Source organism: Selenomonas timonae (genome assembly GCF_014250475.1).
In the GTDB taxonomy this organism is placed as follows: domain Bacteria; phylum Bacillota; class Negativicutes; order Selenomonadales; family Selenomonadaceae; genus Centipeda; species Centipeda timonae.
On sequence record NZ_CP060204.1, the window covers coordinates 1,878,669 to 1,898,782 of the forward strand.

Genomic DNA, 20,114 nt, shown 5'->3' on the forward strand with positions numbered 1-20,114 from the left:
GGAAGACCTTTGCTGCGAAACTCTCTAACCAGTAAACAGATTCGTAAGCTGCGCTCGCTCGGCATGACGGAGGACGCTGTCGTCATGATCGGGAAAGATGGAGTGACACCTACAGTCGTTGCCTCCGCCCGCGAGGCGATCAAGAAGCGTGAGCTCATCAAGGTGCGCGTCCTGCAAAATGCACCAGACGATCCGGAGGATGCCATCACCGTTCTTGCAGAGCGAGCCGATGCGAATCTCGTTCAGGTGATCGGGCGGAACGGACTGCTCTTCCGTCGGAATTTTGACAAGCCCAGGATTGAGCTATGAGTACGCGCAATCAACTCCGCTCTGCAAAGCGCATCGTCGTCAAGGTAGGAACGAGCACGCTCACGCATCCATCGGGCGGCATGAATCTACATCGCATCGAGCATCTCGTGCGCGAACTCATCGACGAAGCAAATCAAGGCAAGGATATCCTGCTCGTTTCCTCCGGTGCAATTGCAGCGGGGATGAATGCGCTTGGACTTGCCGAGCGTCCTGCGAGCGTCCCTGCGCGACAGGCACTTGCGGCAATCGGGCAAGGGGCACTCCTGCACATCTATGAGAAATTCTTTCACGAGTACGGGCGTACCATGGCACAGGTGCTCCTCACGAAGGAGAATGCCGCACGTCATCATCAGTATATGAATTCACGCAACGCCCTCCTTGCGCTTCTCGGGATGAATGTCATTCCGGTCATCAACGAGAATGACGCCGTAGCAGTCGATGAGATCAAGATTGGGGACAACGACAATCTGTCCGCCGTCGTTGCCGCACTCGTCGATGCCGATGTGCTGATTATCCTTTCTGATATTGACGGCGTCTATACAGCGAACCCACGCACAGATCTATCTGCAAGGCTGATCTCGGAGATTCCGGAGATCACGCCCGAGATCGAGAGCATCGCAGGCGGGGCAGGCTCCGCACAGGGCACAGGAGGTATGCAGACGAAGATCGAGGCTGCAAAGATTGCCCAGAATGCCGGCGTGACGATGGTGATTACACGCGGTGATGAGGACGGTATCGTTCGCAGTATCCTGCGCGGAGAAAAAGTCGGAACTCTCTTTCCGGCGCGTGAGGCACATCTCAGAACGCGCAAGAGCTGGCTCGCATTCGGCCAGCGTCTAATGGGCGAAGTCTCCGTCGATGCGGGCTGTGTTTCCGCCATGCGGGGCGGTGCGAGCTTGCTTGCGGTCGGTGTGACCGACGTTTACGGTGAATTCTCAGAGGGAGACACCATACGCGTTCTCAGCCCCGATGGCCAGGAGATTGCACGTGGCATTGCGGCGTATGATGCCGCAGATATTGCGCGCCTGATGGGACATCAGACGGCAGATTTTCATGCGCTCGTCGCGGATGCAGCGCATGAGGAGATCATTCATCGAGATAATATGGTGCTGATGGTATAAGGGAATCACTGATAAATTCAGTCTCGCCGACTTGGCGCATCTTTTTCGCCCTGCCATCGTCAACAAATCCTCCACAGAGCACCACTCTGGGTTCGGTTTGTTTCCTTGGCAGGACAAAAATCTGTTACCAATCCGGAGAACTTCATTTTATCAGTGATTCCTAAGGAGTGTGGACGATGATGGAGCAGGAGATTCACGCACAGGCAGAGGCGGCAAAGGCGGCATCCTATCGGCTTGCAGTGCTACGGACGGACGAGCGGAATGCGGCGCTCTCTGCGATGGCAGATGCACTGACCGCGCACACGGATGAGATTCTCCGTGAAAATGCAGCGGATGTCGCGGAGGCGGCCAGCGCGGGAACACGCGCGTCCTATCTGGATCGTCTGCGCCTTGATGAGGAGCGCGTTGCTGCTATGGCGGAGGGGCTTCGCCTGACGGCAGCTCTGCCCGACCCGCTTGGCAGAGAGGACTACTCGGTTCGCCGCCCCAATGGTCTTGAGATCAGGCGTATGTGTGTCCCGCTCGGCGTCATTGGAATGATCTACGAGGCGCGACCAAATGTGACCGCCGACGCCATCGGTCTCTGCCTAAAGTCGGGCAATGCAGTCCTGCTGCGCGGCGGCTCTGACGCACTCCGCTCCAATCGTGTGATTGCAGATACCCTTTCACATGCCGCATATGGTGCAGGCATCCCACAGGGGGCAATTCAGCTGCTTGCAATGAAGGATCGCGCCGCTGTCGACGTTATGACGCATCTGACGGGACTGCTCGATGTTATCATTCCGCGCGGCGGCGCGGGGCTCATCCGCCGTATCGTCGAGAGTAGCACGGTTCCCGTCATAGAGACAGGCGCGGGCGTCTGTCATATCTACGTAGACCGTGCGGCTGATACCGCGATGGCACTCCGCATTGTGGAGAATGCGAAGGTCGCACGTCCCTCCGTCTGCAATGCGGCGGAAACGCTGCTCGTCCACGAAAGCATTGCAGCGGAGTTCCTGCCGCAGATGGCGACGCTCCTCTGTGCAGACGGCGTGGAACTGCGCGGATGTGCTAATACCTGCCGCATCCTGCCGAACATCGCTGCGGCAACGGAGGAGGATTGGTCAACCGAGTACGGGGATCTCATCCTGTCCATCCGCATCGTGGAGGATCTCGATGCAGCTGTCACGCATATCAATCGCTATAATACGGGGCACTCCGAAACGATTGTCACGAACGACATACGGGCGGCACATGACTTTCAGCAGAGAGTGGATGCCTCGACCGTCTATGTCAATGCCTCGACACGATTTACGGACGGCTTCGAGTTCGGCTTTGGCGCAGAAATCGGCATCAGTACGCAAAAGCTCCATGTACGCGGTCCGATGGGGCTGGATGCCCTGACCAGCACGAAGTATCTCGTCTATGGGGAGGGGCAGATCCGCGGGAGTGTCCCCGCGAAAAAATGAGCGCATGCGACACCTGAATGCTTATCTGCGTACGATCAGGCAATATGCAACGTCGCCAAAAGGGCGTCACGATATACTTGACTATCTGTATGCAGGCGTTATATTTATATTGACGACTGTACTCATAATGCTATTTCTGCGGATCGTGAGGTGAGTGCGTTGAAGCGGCGCATCGGAATTATGGGCGGCACATTTGACCCAATCCATATGGGACACCTCATCACTGCGGAAATGGTGCGCGCTGACGCGCATTTGGACGAGATTCTCTTCATTCCGTCCGCACGTCCGCCACATAAGGATGGGGCGCGTGCGGCATCCGCCGAGGATCGCCTTATCATGACGGAGTATGCGGTCGCAGAGAATCCGTATTTTTCTGTATCCGACGTCGAACTGCGGAGAGATGGTCCTTCCTATACAGTGGATACGATTGCGCAGCTGCGCGCTGATTTGGGAGATGCGGAGCTCTTCTTTATCACGGGCGCAGATGCCATGAACGACCTCTATCTCTGGCACGAGCCGGAGCAGCTGCTGCGTTCCTGCCGCTTCATCGTTGCGACACGGCAGGGTGTTCCGCTGGACGAGGTGCTGATTGCAGAAAAATTTACGGTGGAGGATCGCAGTCACATCGAGGTGCTGCCGACGCCGCATTTGGAGATCTCCTCGACCGTTATTCGCGCACGCATCCGTGCGGGACTGTCCATCCGCCATCTTGTGCCGCGTGTCGTAGAGGAGTATATTGAGAAACGGGGGCTGTATCGTGAGTATGACAAAGAGCTATGAGGAGATGCGTGTCATTCTGGAACAGCAGCTGACCCCAAGCCGCTATCAGCATTCTCTCGGCGTTGCGGATACGGCTGCCGCGCTGGCACGCCGCTTCGGCATGAATGAGGAACGTGCACACGTTGCGGGGCTCCTGCATGACTGCGGACGCGTATACGGAACTGCGGAACTTCCTACAGAGGCTCGCCGACGCGGGATTCCCATCGGAAAAATCGAGGCTGCCATGCCGCTCCTCCTCCATGCCTATGTAGGTGCCTATCTGATCTACGAGGTCTACGGCGTGAACGATGCGGCGATTGCGCAGGCCGTCTGGCGGCATACGGTCGGCGGGGCGAACATGACGGCACTGGACAAGATCATCTACTATGCGGATATGATCGAGCCGTCGCGCGCGTACCCCGAGGTGGAGCATCTGCGTGAACTTGCCCGCACGGCATCTTTAGATGAGATGATGCTCGTCGGACTGACGGAGTCCATCCTCTTTGTTGCGCAAAAGGGCGGTCTCATTCATCCCGATACGATCACGGCGCGAAATGAACTTATTCTGAATCGCCGTTGACAAACGTGCTATGCTGTAAATAAGAGAGGGGGTGGCGATGTCGGAATACGATGCAGAGGAGCTTGCTGCACAACTACAGAGCGAAAATTCGCGTGAGAATATAAAAAAGCGTCGCAGTCAGCGGACACGCCGCCGCCGCATGGCATTTCTGAAGGGAATCTTCCGCCTTATCTGCACGATCTTCTTGCTTGCGGCAGTCGGAATTGGCGGCTATTACGTCGTGGGCTGGGGCGTTCAGGCATATCGAGATGTACGCGATATGTACGAGGCGTACCTCATCAGGCAGGAGGCAAATCGGGGCGAGGTGGATGTCCGCTTTGACGGTTACACCAACGTACTCGTTCTCGGTCTGGATGATGCTGTCAACATGGATAACGCGGAGGAGAAGCGTGCTGATGCCATTCTCCTGATCAGCATGGAAAATGCGACGGGCAAGGTACGTATTCTCAACATCCCGCGCGATACATGGGTCAAAATGGCTCAGGACAAGGGAGAGACGCGGCTCGCCAATGTCTACGCCGTGGGGGGGGCGCCCCTAATGGTGCGGACAATCAATCAGATGTTTGATATCTCCATTCATCAATATGTCGTCATCGACCTTGCAACATTCGGACAGATTGTCGATGCCGTCGGCGGCATTGATCTCTATATCGAGCGCAATATGGACTATGACGATCCGGAGGCAGGACTGTCCATCCATATGAAGCAGGGCTACCGCCATCTGGACGGGGTAGGTGCAGAGCATTATTTGCGCTATCGCAGCGACGATCTCGGCGATCTCGGGCGCACGCAGCGCCAGCAGAAATTTGTCAAGGCATTCTATGCCAAGCTGCTGCGCGTTGATACACTGCCAAAGGTTCCTGCCATTGCAGATATTCTAAAGAAGAACGTCACGACGAGCGCCGAGCTCTTTGACTCTGTGCATATTGGCAACGTCATCCGAAAGCTGAACATCGAGCCGCCGCGCACCATCATGCTGCCCGGGGACTTTTCACGGGACGATGATACCGTTTGGATTATGGATCGTGCGGCAACAGATGAGATTATTCATGAACTTTTCCCGCCGGAGGCGGGTACGGAGAAGCAGGAGGAATAAGATTTGACAGAGCAGCAAAAATGCCGCGTGATTTGTGCAGCGGCAGATGAGAAAAAGGCTCGCGATATCGTGGAGATGGACATGATCGGTCTCATGTCGACGAATGATTATTTTGTGATCTGCTCTGCGAATACGGCGACGCAGGTACGCGCAATCGCAGACAACATTGAGGAGAAAATGGAGGAAGCGGGTATTTCGTTCCTGCACAAGGAGGGCTACCGCGAGGGCGAGTGGGTTCTGCTCGACTACGGCGATACCGTCGCACATATCTTCCAGCATGAGGCACGCGAATACTACGCCCTAGAGCGCCTGTGGGGCGATGCGAGGCTGACCCCGTACGAGGAATAGAATTCATGCAGGAAAGAACGCAGAGGGACAAAGCGGCACGGCGTCCGTGCAAATACGGGCCAAGTCAGGTTGCCGAGCTCACCGCCGTGCGCGAAAGTGAGCTAGGCGTATTTCTGGATGCGGAGACGGGCAATACAAACGACGATATCCTGCTGCATACCATCCAGCAGACTGCGCCTGTCAAGGTTGGCGATCGCGTCCGCGTCTTTCTCTATCTGGATCCGAAGCGCAGGCTGACTGCGAGCATGCGCACCCCCCGCATGAAGGAGGGACAGGTCGCCCGTCTGCGCGTCATCAACGTCACGAAGGAGGGCGCGTTCCTCGATGTCGGCGCGGAGCGCGGCATCTTCCTGCCCTATGCGGGGATGCGCGGCCGTCCGCAGATCGGCGAAACCGTATGGGCAAAGCTTTACACGGATAAATCCGGACGGCTCGCGGTGACAATGGAGGTTGAGGACGAGCTCCGCCGCGCCTCACGTCCTGCCGAAGGAGTACGCGTGGGAGATCACCTGAAAGCATCGGTCTATAATATCACCGAGCGCGGTATCTTCCTCTTTACCGAGGAACGTTACATCGCATTTATCGATCATCGCGAGGTTCAAAATCGTCCGCGCGTAGGAGAGACCGTGGAGATACGCGTGACCTATCTACGTGAGGATGGACGCCTAAACGCGTCGCTCAGACCTCCCAAGGAGACCGCCCGCATCGAGGATGCGGATCGTCTGCTCGCCCTCCTGATGGAACATGACGGAAAGATGCCCTACACCGATGACACATCGCCCGAGGTCATTCAGGATCGATTTCATATCAGCAAGGGGGCGTTCAAGCGCGCACTTGGCAGACTCATGAAAGACGGTCTCGTTGAGCAGCGCGATGGATGGACATATTTAACAGAGAAATAGTTTTTTATCAAAACAGGCAGGATTTTTTTCCTGAAGGGCGAATAGAGAGCATAGCAAACAATGTTTACGAGCATGGGGGAGAGAGATAAATGGCAGATACGGTTACAGAAGAGAGAAAAGGCATCCTGCTTGAGACAGGCACGAATGAATTTGAGATTGTCGAGTTCAGCATTGGGAAGGTGAACTACGGCATCAATGTTGCCAAGGTGCGTGAGGTCATCACGCGCGCACCGGTGACGGCAATGCCCGAGGCGCATCCATACGTCGACGGACTGTTCACGCTGCGCGGCAAGGCGATCCCACTGGTTAACATGGCACGTTGCCTCAATCTCCAGACAGCAGACGAGCTTCAGAACATCATTGTCACGGAGATCAACAATTACGATATTGGCTTCCTCGTCGGCAGTGTCTACCGCATTCACCGCATCTCGTGGAAGAACATGGAACCCGCGCCGAACGTCGGAGAAGGCTCGCGCGTTGTCGGCATCATCAAAATGGAAGATCGCATTGTCCTCCTGCTCGACTTCGAGACGATCATTGCCGAGATCAACCCGGAGATCAATCAGAAGCTCACAACGGTTACGGAGGCAACACAGGATGCGAAGACGCGCCGTGGTACAGCTCATATCGTCGTTGCAGAGGACTCCAAGATGCTCCGCGACCTCCTCGTCAGCACCTTGCACGAAGCAGGCTACAAGTTCATCCGTGACTTCGGCAATGGACAGGACGCTTGGGACTATTTGCAGGATCTTGCACGCAAGAACGGGCCGATTGAGAACCATGTGCGCATCATCATCTCCGACGTTGAGATGCCGAAGATGGACGGACACCGTCTCCTTAAACTCGTCCGAGAGGACAATCGCCTAAGCGAGGTTCCTCTCGTGCTCTTCTCCTCTCTCATCAGTGAGGAGATGAGGCGCAAAGGCGAAAGCCTCGGTGCATCTGGACAGGTGTCGAAGCCGGAGATCAATCAGCTCATCGACCTCCTGGACACGCTCACCTTTGGCGAGCCGCTCCACGATGTCGTAGACGAACACTAATTGAATATTTATGAGGGACTGCTGTACTCCGGTATGGCAGTCCCTTTGTTCATTCTATTGACATGACTCTAAAATCTCGTTATCATAGGATTCAAGGAGATGGTAAAATGAAGGTAGCAGTTCTCATGGGAAGCGACTCCGACTGGCCAATCTTAAAGCCTGCGGTCGAGCTCCTTAAGCAATTCGGCATTGAGCCTGTGGTGAAGGTTGCCTCGGCACATCGCACACCGTCCAATGTGCGTGACTTTGTCATGGAGGCCGACCATAACAAGGATTTTGCGGCATTTATCGTTGCTGCAGGTGCAGCGGCGCATCTCGCAGGCGTTGTTGCAAGCTACACGATCAAACCTGTCATCGGTATTCCGGTCAATGCGACACCGCTCAACGGCATGGATGCCTTGCTCAGTACGGTACAGATGCCATCGGGCGTGCCCGTGGCCTCCATGGCGATCAACGGTGCAAAGAATGCTGCGATTTTCGCAGCGGAGATTCTTGCGGTCTATGATGCTTCGATTGCAGAGGCGTTGATGGACTATCGCGAAAAGATGGTACTCGATGTCGAGGCAAAGGCAGATCGCGTTGCAGCTCAGCTGTAAACTGTTGTGAATCATGGAATAGGATTTTCCTCTGATTGGGAATAATGGAAAGGCAGGCCTATGATGGAACGCAAAGAGGCTCTTTATGAGGGTAAGGCAAAGATCATCTATGCAACGGATCATCCGGATGAGTATCTCGTCTATTACAAGGACGACGCAACGGCAGGGAATGGTGCAAAACGCGGCACGATCGCGGACAAAGGTGTCATGAACAATAAGATGACGGCATTCTTCTTCGACCTTCTTGCAAAAGAGGGGATTGCACATCACTATATCTCCATGCCGAGCGATCGTGAGATGATTGTCAAGAAACTCACAATCATTCCGCTGGAGGTCATCATCCGCAACGTGGCGGCAGGTTCGCTGGCGCAGCGCCTTGGACTTGAGGAAGGCGTTCCGATGCCGTTCCCTGTCATCGAATACTGCTACAAGAACGATGATCTCGGCGATCCCATGCTCAATCGCTATCACATTCGTGCGATGAAGATTGCAACAGACGCGGAGCTGGATGAGATTGAGCGGATGTCGCTCAAGATCAACGATGTCCTGACCAAGTTCCTCAAGACGAAAAAGGTTGATCTCATCGACTTTAAGCTGGAATTTGGCAAGGACGCGCAGGGGAATATCATCCTCGCCGATGAGATTTCGCCGGACAATTGCAGGTTCTGGGACAGCGACACAAAGGAGAAACTGGATAAGGATCGTTTCCGCCGCGACCTCGGCAATGTAGAGGATGCCTATAAGGAGATGCTCCACAGGCTGACAGGAGAAGCATAAGCACAATGTACGAAAAAGTGCCAAAGTGGAAGGAAGAATGCGGCATCTACGGGGTATACTCCCATGCGGAGGATGTCTCGGAGATGACGTATCTTGGACTCTTTGCGCTCCAGCACCGCGGTCAAGAGAGTGCGGGCATTGCGCTGACGGACGGCTATTGGATTGATGTGAAAAAGGGGATGGGGCTGGTCAGCGAGGTCTTTCGCGAACAGCTCCCACATCTCGACAATGCGAAGATTGCCATCGGGCACGTCCGCTATGCGACAACCGGATTCAGCCTTGCTGCAAATGCGCAGCCGCTCCGTGTCAACTATGCGGGCGGCGCACTCGCTCTTGCACACAACGGTGACCTTACGAATGCGGCGCTGATTCGACGCGACCTCGAGAGCAAGGGAACAGTCTTTCAGACGACGATCGATTCTGAGGTCTTTGTCCACCTGATTGCGCGTTCACAGAAGCCCTCCATCGAGGAGCGTATCCTTGAGGCAATGAGCGTTGTACGCGGCGCATTTTGTCTCAGCATTATGACCGAGGATAAGCTGATCGGCGTGCGTGACCCTCAGGGCTTCCGCCCGCTGTGCATTGGCCGCACACCCGACGGCGGCTGGATTCTGTCCTCGGAGACCTGCGCCCTTGATGTCAACAGTGCGGAATTCGTGCGCGACGTGCTGCCGGGCGAAATGGTGGTCATCAGCAGTGAGGGATTGAAATCCTACCGCTTTTCCAATGGTGAAGATGTTGCCTCCTGTATCTTTGAGTACATATATTTTGCGCGTCCCGACTCCATCATCGACGGACAGAGTGTTCATGCTGCACGATTCGAGATGGGGCGCGTTTTGGCGCGCGAATCTGCCTTCCGTGGGGATGTCGTGATCTCCGTCCCCGATTCGGGGACAACGGCAGCAACGGGCTTTGCCTATGAGACAGGGATTCCATTTGCGGAGGGGCTCATCAAAAACCGCTATATTGGGCGTACCTTCATCCAACCCACGCAGAAGCAACGCGATGCGGCGGTCAAGCTGAAGCTGAGTCCCGTGCGTTCCGTCGTTGCTGGAAAGGCTGTCATCATGGTGGACGATTCCATCGTGCGCGGCACGACGAGCGGCAAAATCGTGCGTCTCCTGCGAAATGCGGGCGCACGGGAGATCCACGTCTGTATCAGCAGCCCGCCGATCACAGATCCGTGCTACTACGGCATAGATACATCCATCCGCAAGGAGCTCATCTCTGCGACAAAGAGTGTCGAGGAAATCTGCTCCTTTATTGGCGCTGATTCCCTTCATTTCATATCCATCGAAGGGCTGCGGCAATGTGTTCCGGCACTCAATCCGGATCATATGTGTTATGCCTGCTTTAACAACGATTATCCCGTTCCCGAGGAGGATGCGACACTCAGCGAGGATGACAAAATCATCCTTGAGCGCAGACGGATTGCACAGCGTGAAAGGGGACTCTGAGACCGATGGAGAAAATGACCTACCGCGATGCGGGCGTTGACATTGATGCCGGAAATGAATCCGTGTCCATGATAAAGGACTGTGTACGCGCGACCTACCGACCCGAGGTACTGGGCGATCTCGGCGGCTTCGGCGGATTGTTTGCCCTCAATACGAAGGACTATAAAGAACCCGTACTCGTATCCGGTACGGATGGTGTCGGAACGAAACTGCGCCTTGCCTTCCTGTTGAACAAACACGATACGATCGGACAGGATGCCGTCGCCATGTGCGTGAACGACATCCTTGTGCAGGGCGCAGAGCCTCTGTTCTTTCTTGACTATCTCGCCGTCGGCAAGCTCGAACCTGCTCAGGTCGCCGAAGTGGTCACAGGCGTTGCACGCGCCTGTAAGGAATCCGGCTGCGCCCTGATTGGCGGTGAGACAGCAGAGATGGCAGGCTTCTATCCCGTCGGGGAATATGATATTGCAGGCTTCTCGGTCGGTGTGGCGGAGCGCTCCAAGCTCATTACGAGCGCACGTGTCAAGGCGGGAGACATGCTGCTCGGTCTGCCATCCTCGGGCGTGCACTCGAACGGCTACTCGCTGGTACGTAAAATTGTATTTGAACACAAGGGATTCAAGGGCAATGAGTTCATAGAGGAACTCGGCAAGAGCATCGGCGAGGAACTGCTGACGCCGACCCGCCTCTATCCGCGCATCTGTCTGCCTCTGATTCGAGAATTTGACATTCACGGCATGGTGCATATTACGGGCGGCGGATTCTATGAGAATATTCCGCGTGCACTTCCCGAGAACAGGGGCGCAGAGGTGGACGGCGCTGCCTGGCAGATGCCGCCAATCTTCCGTCTGCTCCAGGAGTGGGGCAATGTGGACTGGGCGGAGATGTACCGCACGTTCAACATGGGCATCGGCATGGTGCTGATCGCTGCACCCGAGGAAGCGGAGCGCATTGTATCCCATCTGCACGCACAGGGCGAGATCGTTCACCGCATCGGCCATGTGACCGAGGGCGCACACGCAGTCGTCATCAAGGGCGGTGTCTTTGATGTGTAAGGAGAGGCTGGGTATTCTCTGCTCGGGACGAGGTTCTAATCTCGCCTCCATCATCGAGGCGGTCGAGCGCGGCGATATTCCTGCGGAGATCGCCATCGTCATCGCGGACAAGGCGGATGCCTATGCACTTGAACGCGCACGTGAAAAGGGCATCCCCGCCGTGCCCGTCATCTATCGGGACTATGCGGAGCGTGCGGATTTCGAGCGGGCTCTGCTCAAAGAATTGCAGGCACACGGCGTGACCCTTGTCGTTCTTGCAGGATTTATGCGCATCCTGTCGCCGATCTTCGTCCACGCATATACGGGGCGCATATTGAACATTCATCCCGCACTTCTGCCGAGTTTTCCCGGGGCACACGCCCATCGCGACGCACTCGCATACGGTGTCAAGGTCAGTGGATGTACCGTGCACTTCGTGGATGAGGGCATGGATTCCGGTCCCATCATCATGCAGGCGGCAGTGCCTGTTCTGGAAGGGGATACGGAAGAGACGCTTGCCGCAAGGGTGCTGGAACAGGAGCATCGGATATTTCCTGCATCCATCAAACTCTATGTCGAAGGCAGACTGCGTACTGATGGGCGAAAAGTACAGATTCTGCACGTCGCTGAAGGAGGATCATTATGAAGATAAAACGTGCCCTAATCAGTGTGTCCGATAAGACCGGCGTTGTTGAGTTTGCACGCGTTCTGCACAAGGCAGGCGTAGAGATCGTATCTACGGGGGGAACGATGAAGGCGCTGCGAGAGGCAGGTATTCCTGTCGTCTATGTCAGCGATGTGACGGGATTCCCGGAGATTATGGACGGCCGCGTCAAGACCTTGCACCCGTTCGTGCACGGGGGAATTCTTGCCGTTCGCGGGAATCAGACGCACGAGAAGGCATTGCGCGAGCTGAAGATCACGCCGATCGATCTCGTTGCCGTCAACCTCTATCCCTTTAAGGAGACGGTTGCAAACCCGAACGTGACCCTTGCAGAGGCTGTCGAGCAGATTGACATCGGCGGGCCTGCGATGATCCGCGCGGCGGCGAAGAATTTCAAATTTGTCACCGTTATTACGAACCCCGCGCGCTATACAGAGATTGCGGAGAAGATTCAGAAGGACTGCGCTGTCGACGGTATGACGCGCATGCGGCTTGCCCATGAGGCGTTTGCACATACGGCGGATTATGACAGTGCCATCAATGCCTATCTTTCACAGCAGCTAGAAAAATGAGGAACGCAACGTGAATATTCTCGTAATCGGATCAGGCGGACGTGAACACACGCTCTTCCATAAGCTCACGGAAAGCCCGCAGGCGGACAAGGTCTATGCAATCCCCGGAAACCCCGGCATGGGAGAGATGACGGACATCTCCGTTGAGGACAATGCGGAAATCCTGCGCTTTGCCAAGGAAAAGGAGATCGGTCTTGTTGTGGTCGGCCCCGAGGTTCCCCTGATGAACGGGCTTGTGGACGAGCTCGAGTCGGCGGGAATCCGCGCCTTCGGACCTCGTGCCAACGCCGCAGAGATCGAGGGCTCCAAGTCCTTTGCAAAGGATCTCATGAAGAAGTACGGTATCCCGACAGCACGCTATGAAGTCTTCACGGAGGCAGAGCCTGCACGTGCATACATCCGCCGTGAGGGTGCTCCGATTGTCGTCAAGGCAGATGGTCTTGCGGCAGGGAAGGGCGTCATTGTCGCCATGAGTGAGCAGGAGGCGCTTGACGCCGTGAATGCAATCATGGAGGACAACTCCTTTGGAGATGCGGGGGCTCGTGTTGTCATCGAGGAATTCATGGAAGGGGAGGAGGCATCCCTTCTCGCTTTCACAGATGGAAAAACCATTCGCCCCATGATCAGCGCACAGGATCACAAGCGCGCTTTTGACGGCGACAAGGGTCCCAATACAGGCGGTATGGGAACCTATGCACCTGCACCGGTCATGACGCCTGAGATGATTGATCGTGCAACCGAGGAGATTCTAAAGCCGACGCTTGCCGCCATGGCAAAGGAAGGGCGTCCCTATAGCGGATGCCTCTATCTCGGTCTCATGATTACGGAAAAAGGACCGAAGGTGGTGGAGTTCAACGCCCGCTTTGGTGATCCCGAAACACAGGTTGTTCTGCCGCTTTTGGATGGGGATCTCATACAGATCATGTGTGCCTGTGCAGATGGAACGCTTGCCGATGTGCCGATTCACTGGAAGGATGGCGCGGCTGTCTGTGTTGTTCTGACAGCGGGCGGCTATCCCGCATCCTACGAAAAAGGGAACGAGATTCACGGGATTGCAGATGCCGAGAAAACAGGGGCGCTTGTCTTCCATGCAGGAACAGCAGAGAAAGAAGGCAAACTCGTCACAAACGGCGGACGCGTACTCGGCGTTGTCGGTATGGGCGAGGACATTGCATCTGCTGTGCATTCTGCCTATGCGGCAGTGGAGAAAATCTCCTTCAAGGACGCGTACTATCGCAAAGACATTGCACATCGCGCGCTGCATCGCTAAAAAAGAACTTCTGTCGAATTTGCTCGGCAGAAGTTCTTTTTTAGTGGTAATTATTTTATAGATAATCGCGCAGCATTGCACCGACTGAATCGTAGACCGCACGCGCCGCCTCGTGCATAAACGGCTGAGCGCGGCGCACGGTATAGCCGCCATATTCTTCGATCATCGCGAGATCGTTGCGGTCATCTCCGATGATGAACAGATCGTACGCCTCCCAGCCCATATGACGGACAAAATCTGCAATGCCCATACTTTTATTTACACCTGCACGATTGAGATCAAGAAATTGGCGATTCATATTTCCCGTAAATATGTTCGGGAAATCCGAATCAATCGCTGCAAAAGCCGCAAGCGTTTCTTCTCGGTCACGGAATCGCATCCCCATCTGGACAACGTCCTTGAGACGCAGTGCCTCCTCTATTGTATTCAGCGGCGTAAGATAGGAGGACGGGACATCCGTACGCAGACGGTAGGTATAGGCATGCTCAGGCGTAAAAAAGAGCATGCCGTCTGTGTAGCTGCGAACGTGTTCCGAGCGGAAAAAGTCTTTCATTACCTCGCGGGAGAGCGGTGTAGAAATAAGGGGCGTACCATCCGTATGATGAATTGCCGCGCCGTTGCAGCAGATATAGAAATCTACAGGAATGTTATGTGCTCTCGTCTCCATCGCGATCAGGCTATAATCCCGCCCCGTCACAATGCCGAATTTATTTCCCGCACTGCGCCAGTCATGAATGGCTGTGATCGTCTCTGCAGCAACGCCTTCATGAGGAACAGACAATGTGCCATCATAATCACTGAATGCTATTTTCATAGACTTTCTCCCTCCGATTGATCCTCCATATTCCCGCTAAGACCAAACTACAGTATTTCAGGTCACTTGTCAATTCATATTCATATATGGTTGACAAGAATTATCATTGTGTGATAGTTTGTTGACTTGGAATCATGGGAAAATATGGGGGATAATATTGTGCTGACATCCTACGACAGGAATTATTTGCGGATCGGTCTGCCTGCAGCGCTCGAGGGCGTGCTTATGATCTTCCTCAGCAACGCGGATATCATCATGGTCGGAACGCTCGGGGCAGGGGCGATTGCGGCTGTCAGCATCTTTACGCAGCCGCGCATGATCCTGCTCACCGTTGCACGTTCAGTGGCGGCAGCTGTGACCATCCTGATTGCAGAACGGTTTGGACAAGACCGACACGATACCTACGGGGATATTTTGAAAAAGACCATAGTCTTAGTCGTCGTTTTTCTTGGACTTGCACATATTGTATTTTTCATCCATCTTGATTCCATCCTGATCTGGATGGGGGCACAGCAGGACTACCTTTCCGACGCGATGATCTACGGTCTCTGGACGCTGCCCGCTGTCTTTATCACATCCGTCACGACGCTGATGCAGGCGGTCATGTTCGGGCGAGGCGAGTCCATGCGTGTTCTCTCGATCAACATACAGGGGAATGTCGTCAACGTCATCCTCAATGCACTCCTGATCTTTGGCCTTGGACCATTCCCACAGCTCGGTGTTCTTGGTGCTGCACTTGGAACAATCGGCGGAACACTTTGGTCATTCTACCTCACCCTGCGTATACTCTATGCATGGGGCATCTTTGCGCAGGGAAATTATTGTCTGACGCGCGCCTATCTGCGTGAATTCCTCAGCGTATTCGGTGGTATCTTCAGTGAGCAGGGATTTGAACGCATTGGCATGGTCGTCTACACCCGCATGGTTGCGGAACTGGGGACGATTCCGTATGCCATCCATGCAATTGCAATGAACTTCTGTGATTTCTATTACAGCTTCTGCAATGGGATGGGAAAGGCAAGCACGGTTCTCGCCGGACACAACAGAGACAGCCACAAGCAGAATGAATGGCGCCGCTATCTCTGGACAGGGATGCGTTGGAGTCTGATTTTCTCCATCATTGTATTCCTCATAACCTTCTTACTGCGTGAGGAAATCTTTGCCGTCTATGCACGTGATGCAGCTCTCCTTCCTCTTGGCAGCCTGATTATCGCATACGTCGCAGCGGTCAGTTTTCCCGAGGCGTACCAGATGGTCTGTGCCGGTATTCTGCGCGCAAGCGGAAAGACAACACAGGTAGCAGCCTATTCCTTTATCAGCATAACGGTACTGCGGCCAATTATCACCTATATTTTCCTCTATAAGTACAATATGGGACTTGAGGGGGCATGGCTTTCACTGGCACTCGATCAGAGTATGCGCGCCATCTGTGCAGCCATACTCCTGCGCAAGGTATATCATGAAAGAAATTACAAGCATGCATTGAATCCATGTTAAGAAAGAATCAAGATGAAGTACAAGGGACTTTCTGACTATCCAAATACAATAATCTGAAATAGGTGTATTGACAAGTATATCTAATATGGATATACTACGTTTGAATTGATATTGAAAATTGAATACATGACGTTGCGAGTGTCGACGGATGAATATAGCTTTATACGCATTCCGTTGAGCGATGAGAGGAAAATGGATGAAATGCCCATGCTGTCCCGCAGCCGTAAATAGGGAGTGTTCTTCCACAGGCGCAGAGCCTGTGCCTGTAAAGTCACTGGGATAACCCCGGGAAGGCGGAAGAATGCATCGATCTATGAGCCGGAAAGCCTGCTCGCAATAAGATTCATTGATGGACTCACGAGAGATGGGGAGATGGATGCGCGATTTACAGCGCTAGGGGAGTGCCGTAAGATCGTTATTTTTTATGTGCATTCTTCCGCTTGTCTTAAAAGAGACAGGCGGTTTTATTTTCTACATGACAACAAAGGAGTTGGGGAGTTGAGTGCAAAAGCGATCCTGATGCGTCTGGGGCAGATGATCATTACCCTGTTGGGGGTCAGTTTTCTGACGTTCAGTCTGACATTCATTGCGCCGGGCGATCCTGTGGATGCGATTCTCGAAACCGGCGATACGATTGTATCACAAGAGACCATCGAGCGTACACGCCACGAGTTGGGGCTGGATCGACCATTCCACGAACAGTATCTCAGTTGGCTGAACGGTGTGGTACACGGAGATATGGGGCGTTCCTACTCGGCAAAAATTCCGGTACAGGATAAACTCTTGCAGAATCTGCCGGGAACACTTTTTCTTGCGGGAACGGCAATCGTGATGATGCTGATCATCTCACTTCCGGCAGGAGTTATCTCAGCACTCTATCGTAATCGGTGGCCGGATCAAGTCATACGATTCTTCACCTTTCTCGGTGTCTCCATGCCGAGCTTCTGGGTGGGACTTATTCTGCTCTATGTATTTGGTCTGAAGTTGGGGCTTTTCCCGATTGCAGGCGGCGAGGTCAGCCTTGATCGTATGATTCTCCCTGCCTTTACACTTGCCATCCTGCTGTCGTCGAAGTATACGCGTCAGGTACGTACAGCGGTACTTGAGGAGCTCGGGCAGGACTACGTCACGGGTCTCAAGGCACGCGGCATGTCGATGACACGCATCCTCCTTCGTCACGTTCTGCCGAATGCGTTCCTGCCGCTTATCACACTGCTTGGGCTTTCCATTGGCTGGCTGCTCGGCGGTGTCGCCGTTATCGAGATCGTATTCTCGTGGCCGGGCATCGGACGTGTTGCGGTGCGTGCGATCGAAGCGCGCGACTATCCGCTCCTGCAGGGCTTTGTCCTCTGGATTGCAACGCTCTATATGTTTGTGAACCTCATCGTTGATATATCCTATGCGTATCTTGATCCAAGACTCAGGAAGGGGGCGAAAGCATGATGCGGGATCAACTGCTGTTTCGTATCTATACAGGCATCATCCTGTTGATTGTGCTTGTCGCCATCTGTGCGCCGCTGATCTCGTCATACGATCCGTATGAGTCGCAGATTCAGAATTCGCTCCTGCCGCCATCCGCTGAGCATTACTTTGGTACAGATAAGCTCGGGCGCGATATCTTTACGCGTATTCTCTACGGTGCGCGCATCTCGATTACGATGGCGCTCACAGTTGTCATCATCTCGTCAGGACTTGGCACACTGATTGGTGTCATCTCCGCCTATATTGGCGGCAAGGTCGACAATGCCATCATGCGTCTGACCGACGTGTTCCTTGCATTTCCGGGCATCGTGCTTGCAATTGCAATTGCGGGTGTGCTGGGCGGAAGTGCCGTCAACGCTGTTCTTGCCGTTGTTATCGTGGGCTGGACAAAGTATGCGCGTCTTGCACGCAGTATGACGCTGAAGGTTAAGCAGCAGGATTTCCTAGCTGCTGCAATTACAAATGGTACACGACCGATTGCGATGATTCGTCGGCATATCCTGCCGAATATTATACCGATTATCATTGTGACTGCCGCACTCGACATCGGCGCACTCATGATGGAGCTTGCTGGGCTCTCCTTCCTCGGATTTGGCGCACAGCCGCCGACACCGGAATGGGGACTCATGCTGAATGAGGGACGTCAGCTGATTCAGACGGCACCCTGGCTTATGATTTTCCCAGGACTTGCAATTGCTTCTGTGGTTGCAATCTTTAATCTATGGGGAGATAGTCTGCGGGATATTATGGACCCGCGCAAGGCAAATTAAAGGAGGAACATATGGGAAAGAAAAAACGATGGCTGACAGCACTGCTGACAGGCTGTATGGCAGCTGCACTGCTGACGGGATGCGGCGGCGGTCAGTCGACAGAGGACAAGACGACGCTGAAGGTTGGCGTAACGAACTTTGCAGACTCGCTCGAACCGACGGAAAATGCCTTCGGATGGGTCGTCATGCGCTACGGTATGGGCGAGACACTAACTCAGTTTGATGAGAAAATGAATATCCAGCCGTGGCTTGCTGAGAGCTGGGAAATCAGCGATGACAAGCTGACGTGGACATTTAAGATTCGCGATGTCAAATTCTCGAACGGGCGCCCACTTACGGCAGAGGCGGTCAAAGCATCACTTGAGCGTGCGTTTGCAAAGAATACACGCGCAGCAACATTCTTCACGTATACAAATATGACTGCAGACGGGCAGATACTCAAAATTACAACGGATAAACCTGCACCGAGCATGCTCGGCTACCTTGCAGATCCGCTTTTTCTCATTGTCGACGTTGAGAGTGAGAAGGAGCGCAACTTCGCAACACAGGGTCCCATCTGCACGGGTCCCTATGTGTGCGAGTCCTTCGTGAAGGAAAAGGCCGTCATGAAGAAGAACCCGAACTATTGGGGTGGCGAAGTGCCTTATGAGACGGTCGAGATCCCGTCGATCGACGATCCGAACACGCGCGCAATGGCACTCCAGTCGGGAGAAGTCGATATGGCGGTCAACATCGCTGCAGGTGATCTTGGCCTCTTTAATGATACGTCGAAGTTCCATGTAGATCGTATCGCATCGCTGCGTACGGTTCTCGCACGCATTAATCAGAAGGGGATTCTCGGCGATCCGAAGGTACGCGCTGCATTTATCTCAATGACAGATCGCAAGGCATACAATGAGGTAATCCTGAAGGGAACGTTCATCCCGGGCAAGGCTCCTGTCCCGCCCTCTCTCGACTATGGCTTCGATCAGCTCACCGACCCGAATGCATACAATGTCGACCGTGCAAAGCAGCTTCTCGACGAGGCAGGCTGGAAGGATACGGATGGCGATGGCATCCGTGATAAGGACGGCAAACCGCTGTCTGTGGACTTTATCATCTACAACAGCCGTGCAGAGCTGCCGATCTATGCAGAGGCAGTACAGGCAGATGCCAAGAAGGTCGGTATCGACGTAAAGGTAAAGTCTGTCGATTACAATTTGCTCGACAAAATTGGGATCAATGGCGAGTACGATCTTCTGATTTCCAACATCACCACAGCGAATACAGGCGATCCTGAGATCTATCTCAATTGGTACTGGCGCACAAACGTGAACGGCAACAACCCGCAGAACGGCTCAGGATACAGCAACCCAGAATATGATGCACTTTGCGCACAGCTTGCTGTTGAGTTTGACCGTGCAAAGCGCCGTCAACTAATGATCAATATGCAACAGATTCTGCTGAATGATGGAGCTGCATTGTTCCTCGGCTATCCCGAGACAAACATCGTCAGCTCGACAAAGATCACGGGTGCGATTATGCATCCGGCAGATTACTACTGGATCACCAACAAGATCAAACCTGCGAAGTAATAAG

The 20,114-nt window shown here is 54.1% G+C and carries 21 protein-coding genes and 1 riboswitch; of the genes, 20 read left to right on the forward strand and 1 reads right to left on the reverse strand.

Features of this window, described 5'->3' with window-relative positions; genetic code table 11:
- The first annotated feature begins 9 nt into the window (after positions 1-9).
- From H1B31_RS09030 to purD, 16 genes are all read left to right on the forward strand, one after another.
- Positions 10-309, forward strand: coding sequence for a YhbY family RNA-binding protein (locus H1B31_RS09030; protein WP_185980071.1), 300 nt, complete (start codon positions 10-12; stop codon positions 307-309).
- Positions 306-1,430 carry a glutamate 5-kinase gene (gene proB / locus H1B31_RS09035; protein WP_185980072.1) on the forward strand — a complete coding sequence of 375 codons (1,125 nt, stop codon included), beginning with the start codon at positions 306-308 and terminating at the stop codon, positions 1,428-1,430. The genes H1B31_RS09030 and proB overlap by 4 nt, the downstream gene beginning before the upstream one ends.
- Positions 1,431-1,606: 176 nt before the next feature.
- On the forward strand, positions 1,607-2,878 hold the full coding sequence (locus H1B31_RS09040) for a glutamate-5-semialdehyde dehydrogenase (protein ID WP_185980073.1): 1,272 nt from the start codon (positions 1,607-1,609) through the stop codon (positions 2,876-2,878).
- A gap of 159 nt (positions 2,879-3,037) precedes the next feature.
- A complete protein-coding gene (nadD, locus tag H1B31_RS09045) occupies positions 3,038-3,658 on the forward strand; it encodes a nicotinate-nucleotide adenylyltransferase (RefSeq protein ID WP_037345795.1) in 621 nt (206 codons plus the stop codon).
- Positions 3,642-4,217: a bis(5'-nucleosyl)-tetraphosphatase (symmetrical) YqeK gene (yqeK, locus tag H1B31_RS09050; RefSeq protein WP_185981274.1), complete on the forward strand. Its 576-nt coding sequence runs from the start codon at positions 3,642-3,644 to the stop codon at positions 4,215-4,217. Before nadD ends, yqeK begins: the two co-directional genes overlap by 17 nt.
- A gap of 37 nt (positions 4,218-4,254) precedes the next feature.
- A complete protein-coding gene (locus H1B31_RS09055; protein WP_185980074.1) occupies positions 4,255-5,313 on the forward strand; it encodes an LCP family protein in 1,059 nt (352 codons plus the stop codon).
- A gap of 3 nt (positions 5,314-5,316) precedes the next feature.
- A complete protein-coding gene (gene rsfS, locus H1B31_RS09060; RefSeq protein WP_185980075.1) occupies positions 5,317-5,661 on the forward strand; it encodes a ribosome silencing factor in 345 nt (114 codons plus the stop codon).
- 5 nt (positions 5,662-5,666) lie between these two features.
- Complete coding sequence (locus tag H1B31_RS09065; RefSeq protein ID WP_009440174.1) at positions 5,667-6,563, forward strand: CvfB family protein; 897 nt, start codon at positions 5,667-5,669, stop codon at positions 6,561-6,563.
- Positions 6,564-6,652: 89 nt separating this feature from the next.
- Positions 6,653-7,603, forward strand: coding sequence for a chemotaxis protein (locus tag H1B31_RS09070; RefSeq protein WP_185980076.1), 951 nt, complete (start codon positions 6,653-6,655; stop codon positions 7,601-7,603).
- A 107-nt stretch (positions 7,604-7,710) separates the two neighbouring features.
- Positions 7,711-8,199, forward strand: coding sequence for a 5-(carboxyamino)imidazole ribonucleotide mutase (gene purE, locus H1B31_RS09075; protein ID WP_009440172.1), 489 nt, complete (start codon positions 7,711-7,713; stop codon positions 8,197-8,199).
- Between the two features lie 63 nt (positions 8,200-8,262).
- The gene (purC, locus tag H1B31_RS09080) at positions 8,263-8,976 is read left to right on the forward strand and encodes a phosphoribosylaminoimidazolesuccinocarboxamide synthase (protein ID WP_037345902.1); all 714 of its coding nucleotides are present in this window, start codon (positions 8,263-8,265) and stop codon (positions 8,974-8,976) included.
- Positions 8,977-8,981: 5 nt separating this feature from the next.
- Positions 8,982-10,433 (forward strand): amidophosphoribosyltransferase, encoded by a 1,452-nt coding sequence (gene purF / locus H1B31_RS09085; protein ID WP_185980077.1) that lies wholly within the window; start codon positions 8,982-8,984, stop codon positions 10,431-10,433.
- Positions 10,434-10,438: 5 nt separating this feature from the next.
- Positions 10,439-11,488 (forward strand): phosphoribosylformylglycinamidine cyclo-ligase, encoded by a 1,050-nt coding sequence (gene purM, locus H1B31_RS09090; RefSeq protein WP_185980078.1) that lies wholly within the window; start codon positions 10,439-10,441, stop codon positions 11,486-11,488.
- Positions 11,481-12,113 (forward strand): phosphoribosylglycinamide formyltransferase, encoded by a 633-nt coding sequence (purN, locus tag H1B31_RS09095; protein WP_185980079.1) that lies wholly within the window; start codon positions 11,481-11,483, stop codon positions 12,111-12,113. The genes purM and purN overlap by 8 nt, the downstream gene beginning before the upstream one ends.
- Positions 12,110-12,703 carry an IMP cyclohydrolase gene (locus H1B31_RS09100; RefSeq protein WP_185980080.1) on the forward strand — a complete coding sequence of 198 codons (594 nt, stop codon included), beginning with the start codon at positions 12,110-12,112 and terminating at the stop codon, positions 12,701-12,703. Before purN ends, H1B31_RS09100 begins: the two co-directional genes overlap by 4 nt.
- Before the next feature lie 10 nt (positions 12,704-12,713).
- Complete coding sequence (gene purD / locus H1B31_RS09105; protein WP_185980081.1) at positions 12,714-13,973, forward strand: phosphoribosylamine--glycine ligase; 1,260 nt, start codon at positions 12,714-12,716, stop codon at positions 13,971-13,973.
- A gap of 55 nt (positions 13,974-14,028) precedes the next feature.
- Here the strand turns inward: purD and H1B31_RS09110 are convergent, their stop codons facing one another.
- The gene (locus tag H1B31_RS09110) at positions 14,029-14,787 is read right to left on the reverse strand and encodes an HAD-IIB family hydrolase (protein WP_185980082.1); all 759 of its coding nucleotides are present in this window, start codon (positions 14,785-14,787) and stop codon (positions 14,029-14,031) included.
- Between the two features lie 159 nt (positions 14,788-14,946).
- Here H1B31_RS09110 and H1B31_RS09115 point away from each other — a divergent pair, with 159 nt between their 5' ends.
- From H1B31_RS09115 to H1B31_RS09130, 4 genes are all read left to right on the forward strand, one after another.
- On the forward strand, positions 14,947-16,284 hold the full coding sequence (locus H1B31_RS09115) for an MATE family efflux transporter (RefSeq protein ID WP_226372099.1): 1,338 nt from the start codon (positions 14,947-14,949) through the stop codon (positions 16,282-16,284).
- 119 nt (positions 16,285-16,403) lie between these two features.
- A riboswitch (cobalamin riboswitch) is annotated at positions 16,404-16,633 on the forward strand.
- Between the two features lie 149 nt (positions 16,634-16,782).
- Complete coding sequence (gene nikB, locus H1B31_RS09120) at positions 16,783-17,727, forward strand: nickel ABC transporter permease (RefSeq protein WP_009656773.1); 945 nt, start codon at positions 16,783-16,785, stop codon at positions 17,725-17,727.
- Complete coding sequence (gene nikC, locus H1B31_RS09125) at positions 17,724-18,536, forward strand: nickel transporter permease (protein ID WP_006691891.1); 813 nt, start codon at positions 17,724-17,726, stop codon at positions 18,534-18,536. The genes nikB and nikC overlap by 4 nt, the downstream gene beginning before the upstream one ends.
- 11 nt (positions 18,537-18,547) lie before the next feature.
- Positions 18,548-20,110: an ABC transporter substrate-binding protein gene (locus H1B31_RS09130; RefSeq protein WP_009656765.1), complete on the forward strand. Its 1,563-nt coding sequence runs from the start codon at positions 18,548-18,550 to the stop codon at positions 20,108-20,110.
- Positions 20,111-20,114 lie beyond the last annotated feature (4 nt).

Excerpts from the sequence above, each read along its gene's own strand:
- proB (WP_185980072.1), top strand. The coding sequence starts at position 306 with ATGAGTACGCGCAATCAACTCCGCTCTGCAAAGCGCATCGTCGTCAAG.
- H1B31_RS09040 (WP_185980073.1), top strand. The coding sequence starts at position 1,607 with ATGATGGAGCAGGAGATTCACGCACAGGCAGAGGCGGCAAAGGCGGCA.
- yqeK (WP_185981274.1), top strand. The coding sequence starts at position 3,642 with ATGACAAAGAGCTATGAGGAGATGCGTGTCATTCTGGAACAGCAGCTG.
- H1B31_RS09055 (WP_185980074.1), top strand. The coding sequence starts at position 4,255 with ATGTCGGAATACGATGCAGAGGAGCTTGCTGCACAACTACAGAGCGAA.
- H1B31_RS09065 (WP_009440174.1), top strand. The coding sequence starts at position 5,667 with ATGCAGGAAAGAACGCAGAGGGACAAAGCGGCACGGCGTCCGTGCAAA.
- H1B31_RS09070 (WP_185980076.1), top strand. The coding sequence starts at position 6,653 with ATGGCAGATACGGTTACAGAAGAGAGAAAAGGCATCCTGCTTGAGACA.
- purE (WP_009440172.1), top strand. The coding sequence starts at position 7,711 with ATGAAGGTAGCAGTTCTCATGGGAAGCGACTCCGACTGGCCAATCTTA.
- purC (WP_037345902.1), top strand. The coding sequence starts at position 8,263 with ATGGAACGCAAAGAGGCTCTTTATGAGGGTAAGGCAAAGATCATCTAT.
- purF (WP_185980077.1), top strand. The coding sequence starts at position 8,982 with ATGTACGAAAAAGTGCCAAAGTGGAAGGAAGAATGCGGCATCTACGGG.
- purM (WP_185980078.1), top strand. The coding sequence starts at position 10,439 with ATGGAGAAAATGACCTACCGCGATGCGGGCGTTGACATTGATGCCGGA.
- purN (WP_185980079.1), top strand. The coding sequence starts at position 11,481 with ATGTGTAAGGAGAGGCTGGGTATTCTCTGCTCGGGACGAGGTTCTAAT.
- H1B31_RS09100 (WP_185980080.1), top strand. The coding sequence starts at position 12,110 with ATGAAGATAAAACGTGCCCTAATCAGTGTGTCCGATAAGACCGGCGTT.
- H1B31_RS09110 (WP_185980082.1), bottom strand. The coding sequence starts at position 14,787 with ATGAAAATAGCATTCAGTGATTATGATGGCACATTGTCTGTTCCTCAT.
- nikC (WP_006691891.1), top strand. The coding sequence starts at position 17,724 with ATGATGCGGGATCAACTGCTGTTTCGTATCTATACAGGCATCATCCTG.
- H1B31_RS09130 (WP_009656765.1), top strand. The coding sequence starts at position 18,548 with ATGGGAAAGAAAAAACGATGGCTGACAGCACTGCTGACAGGCTGTATG.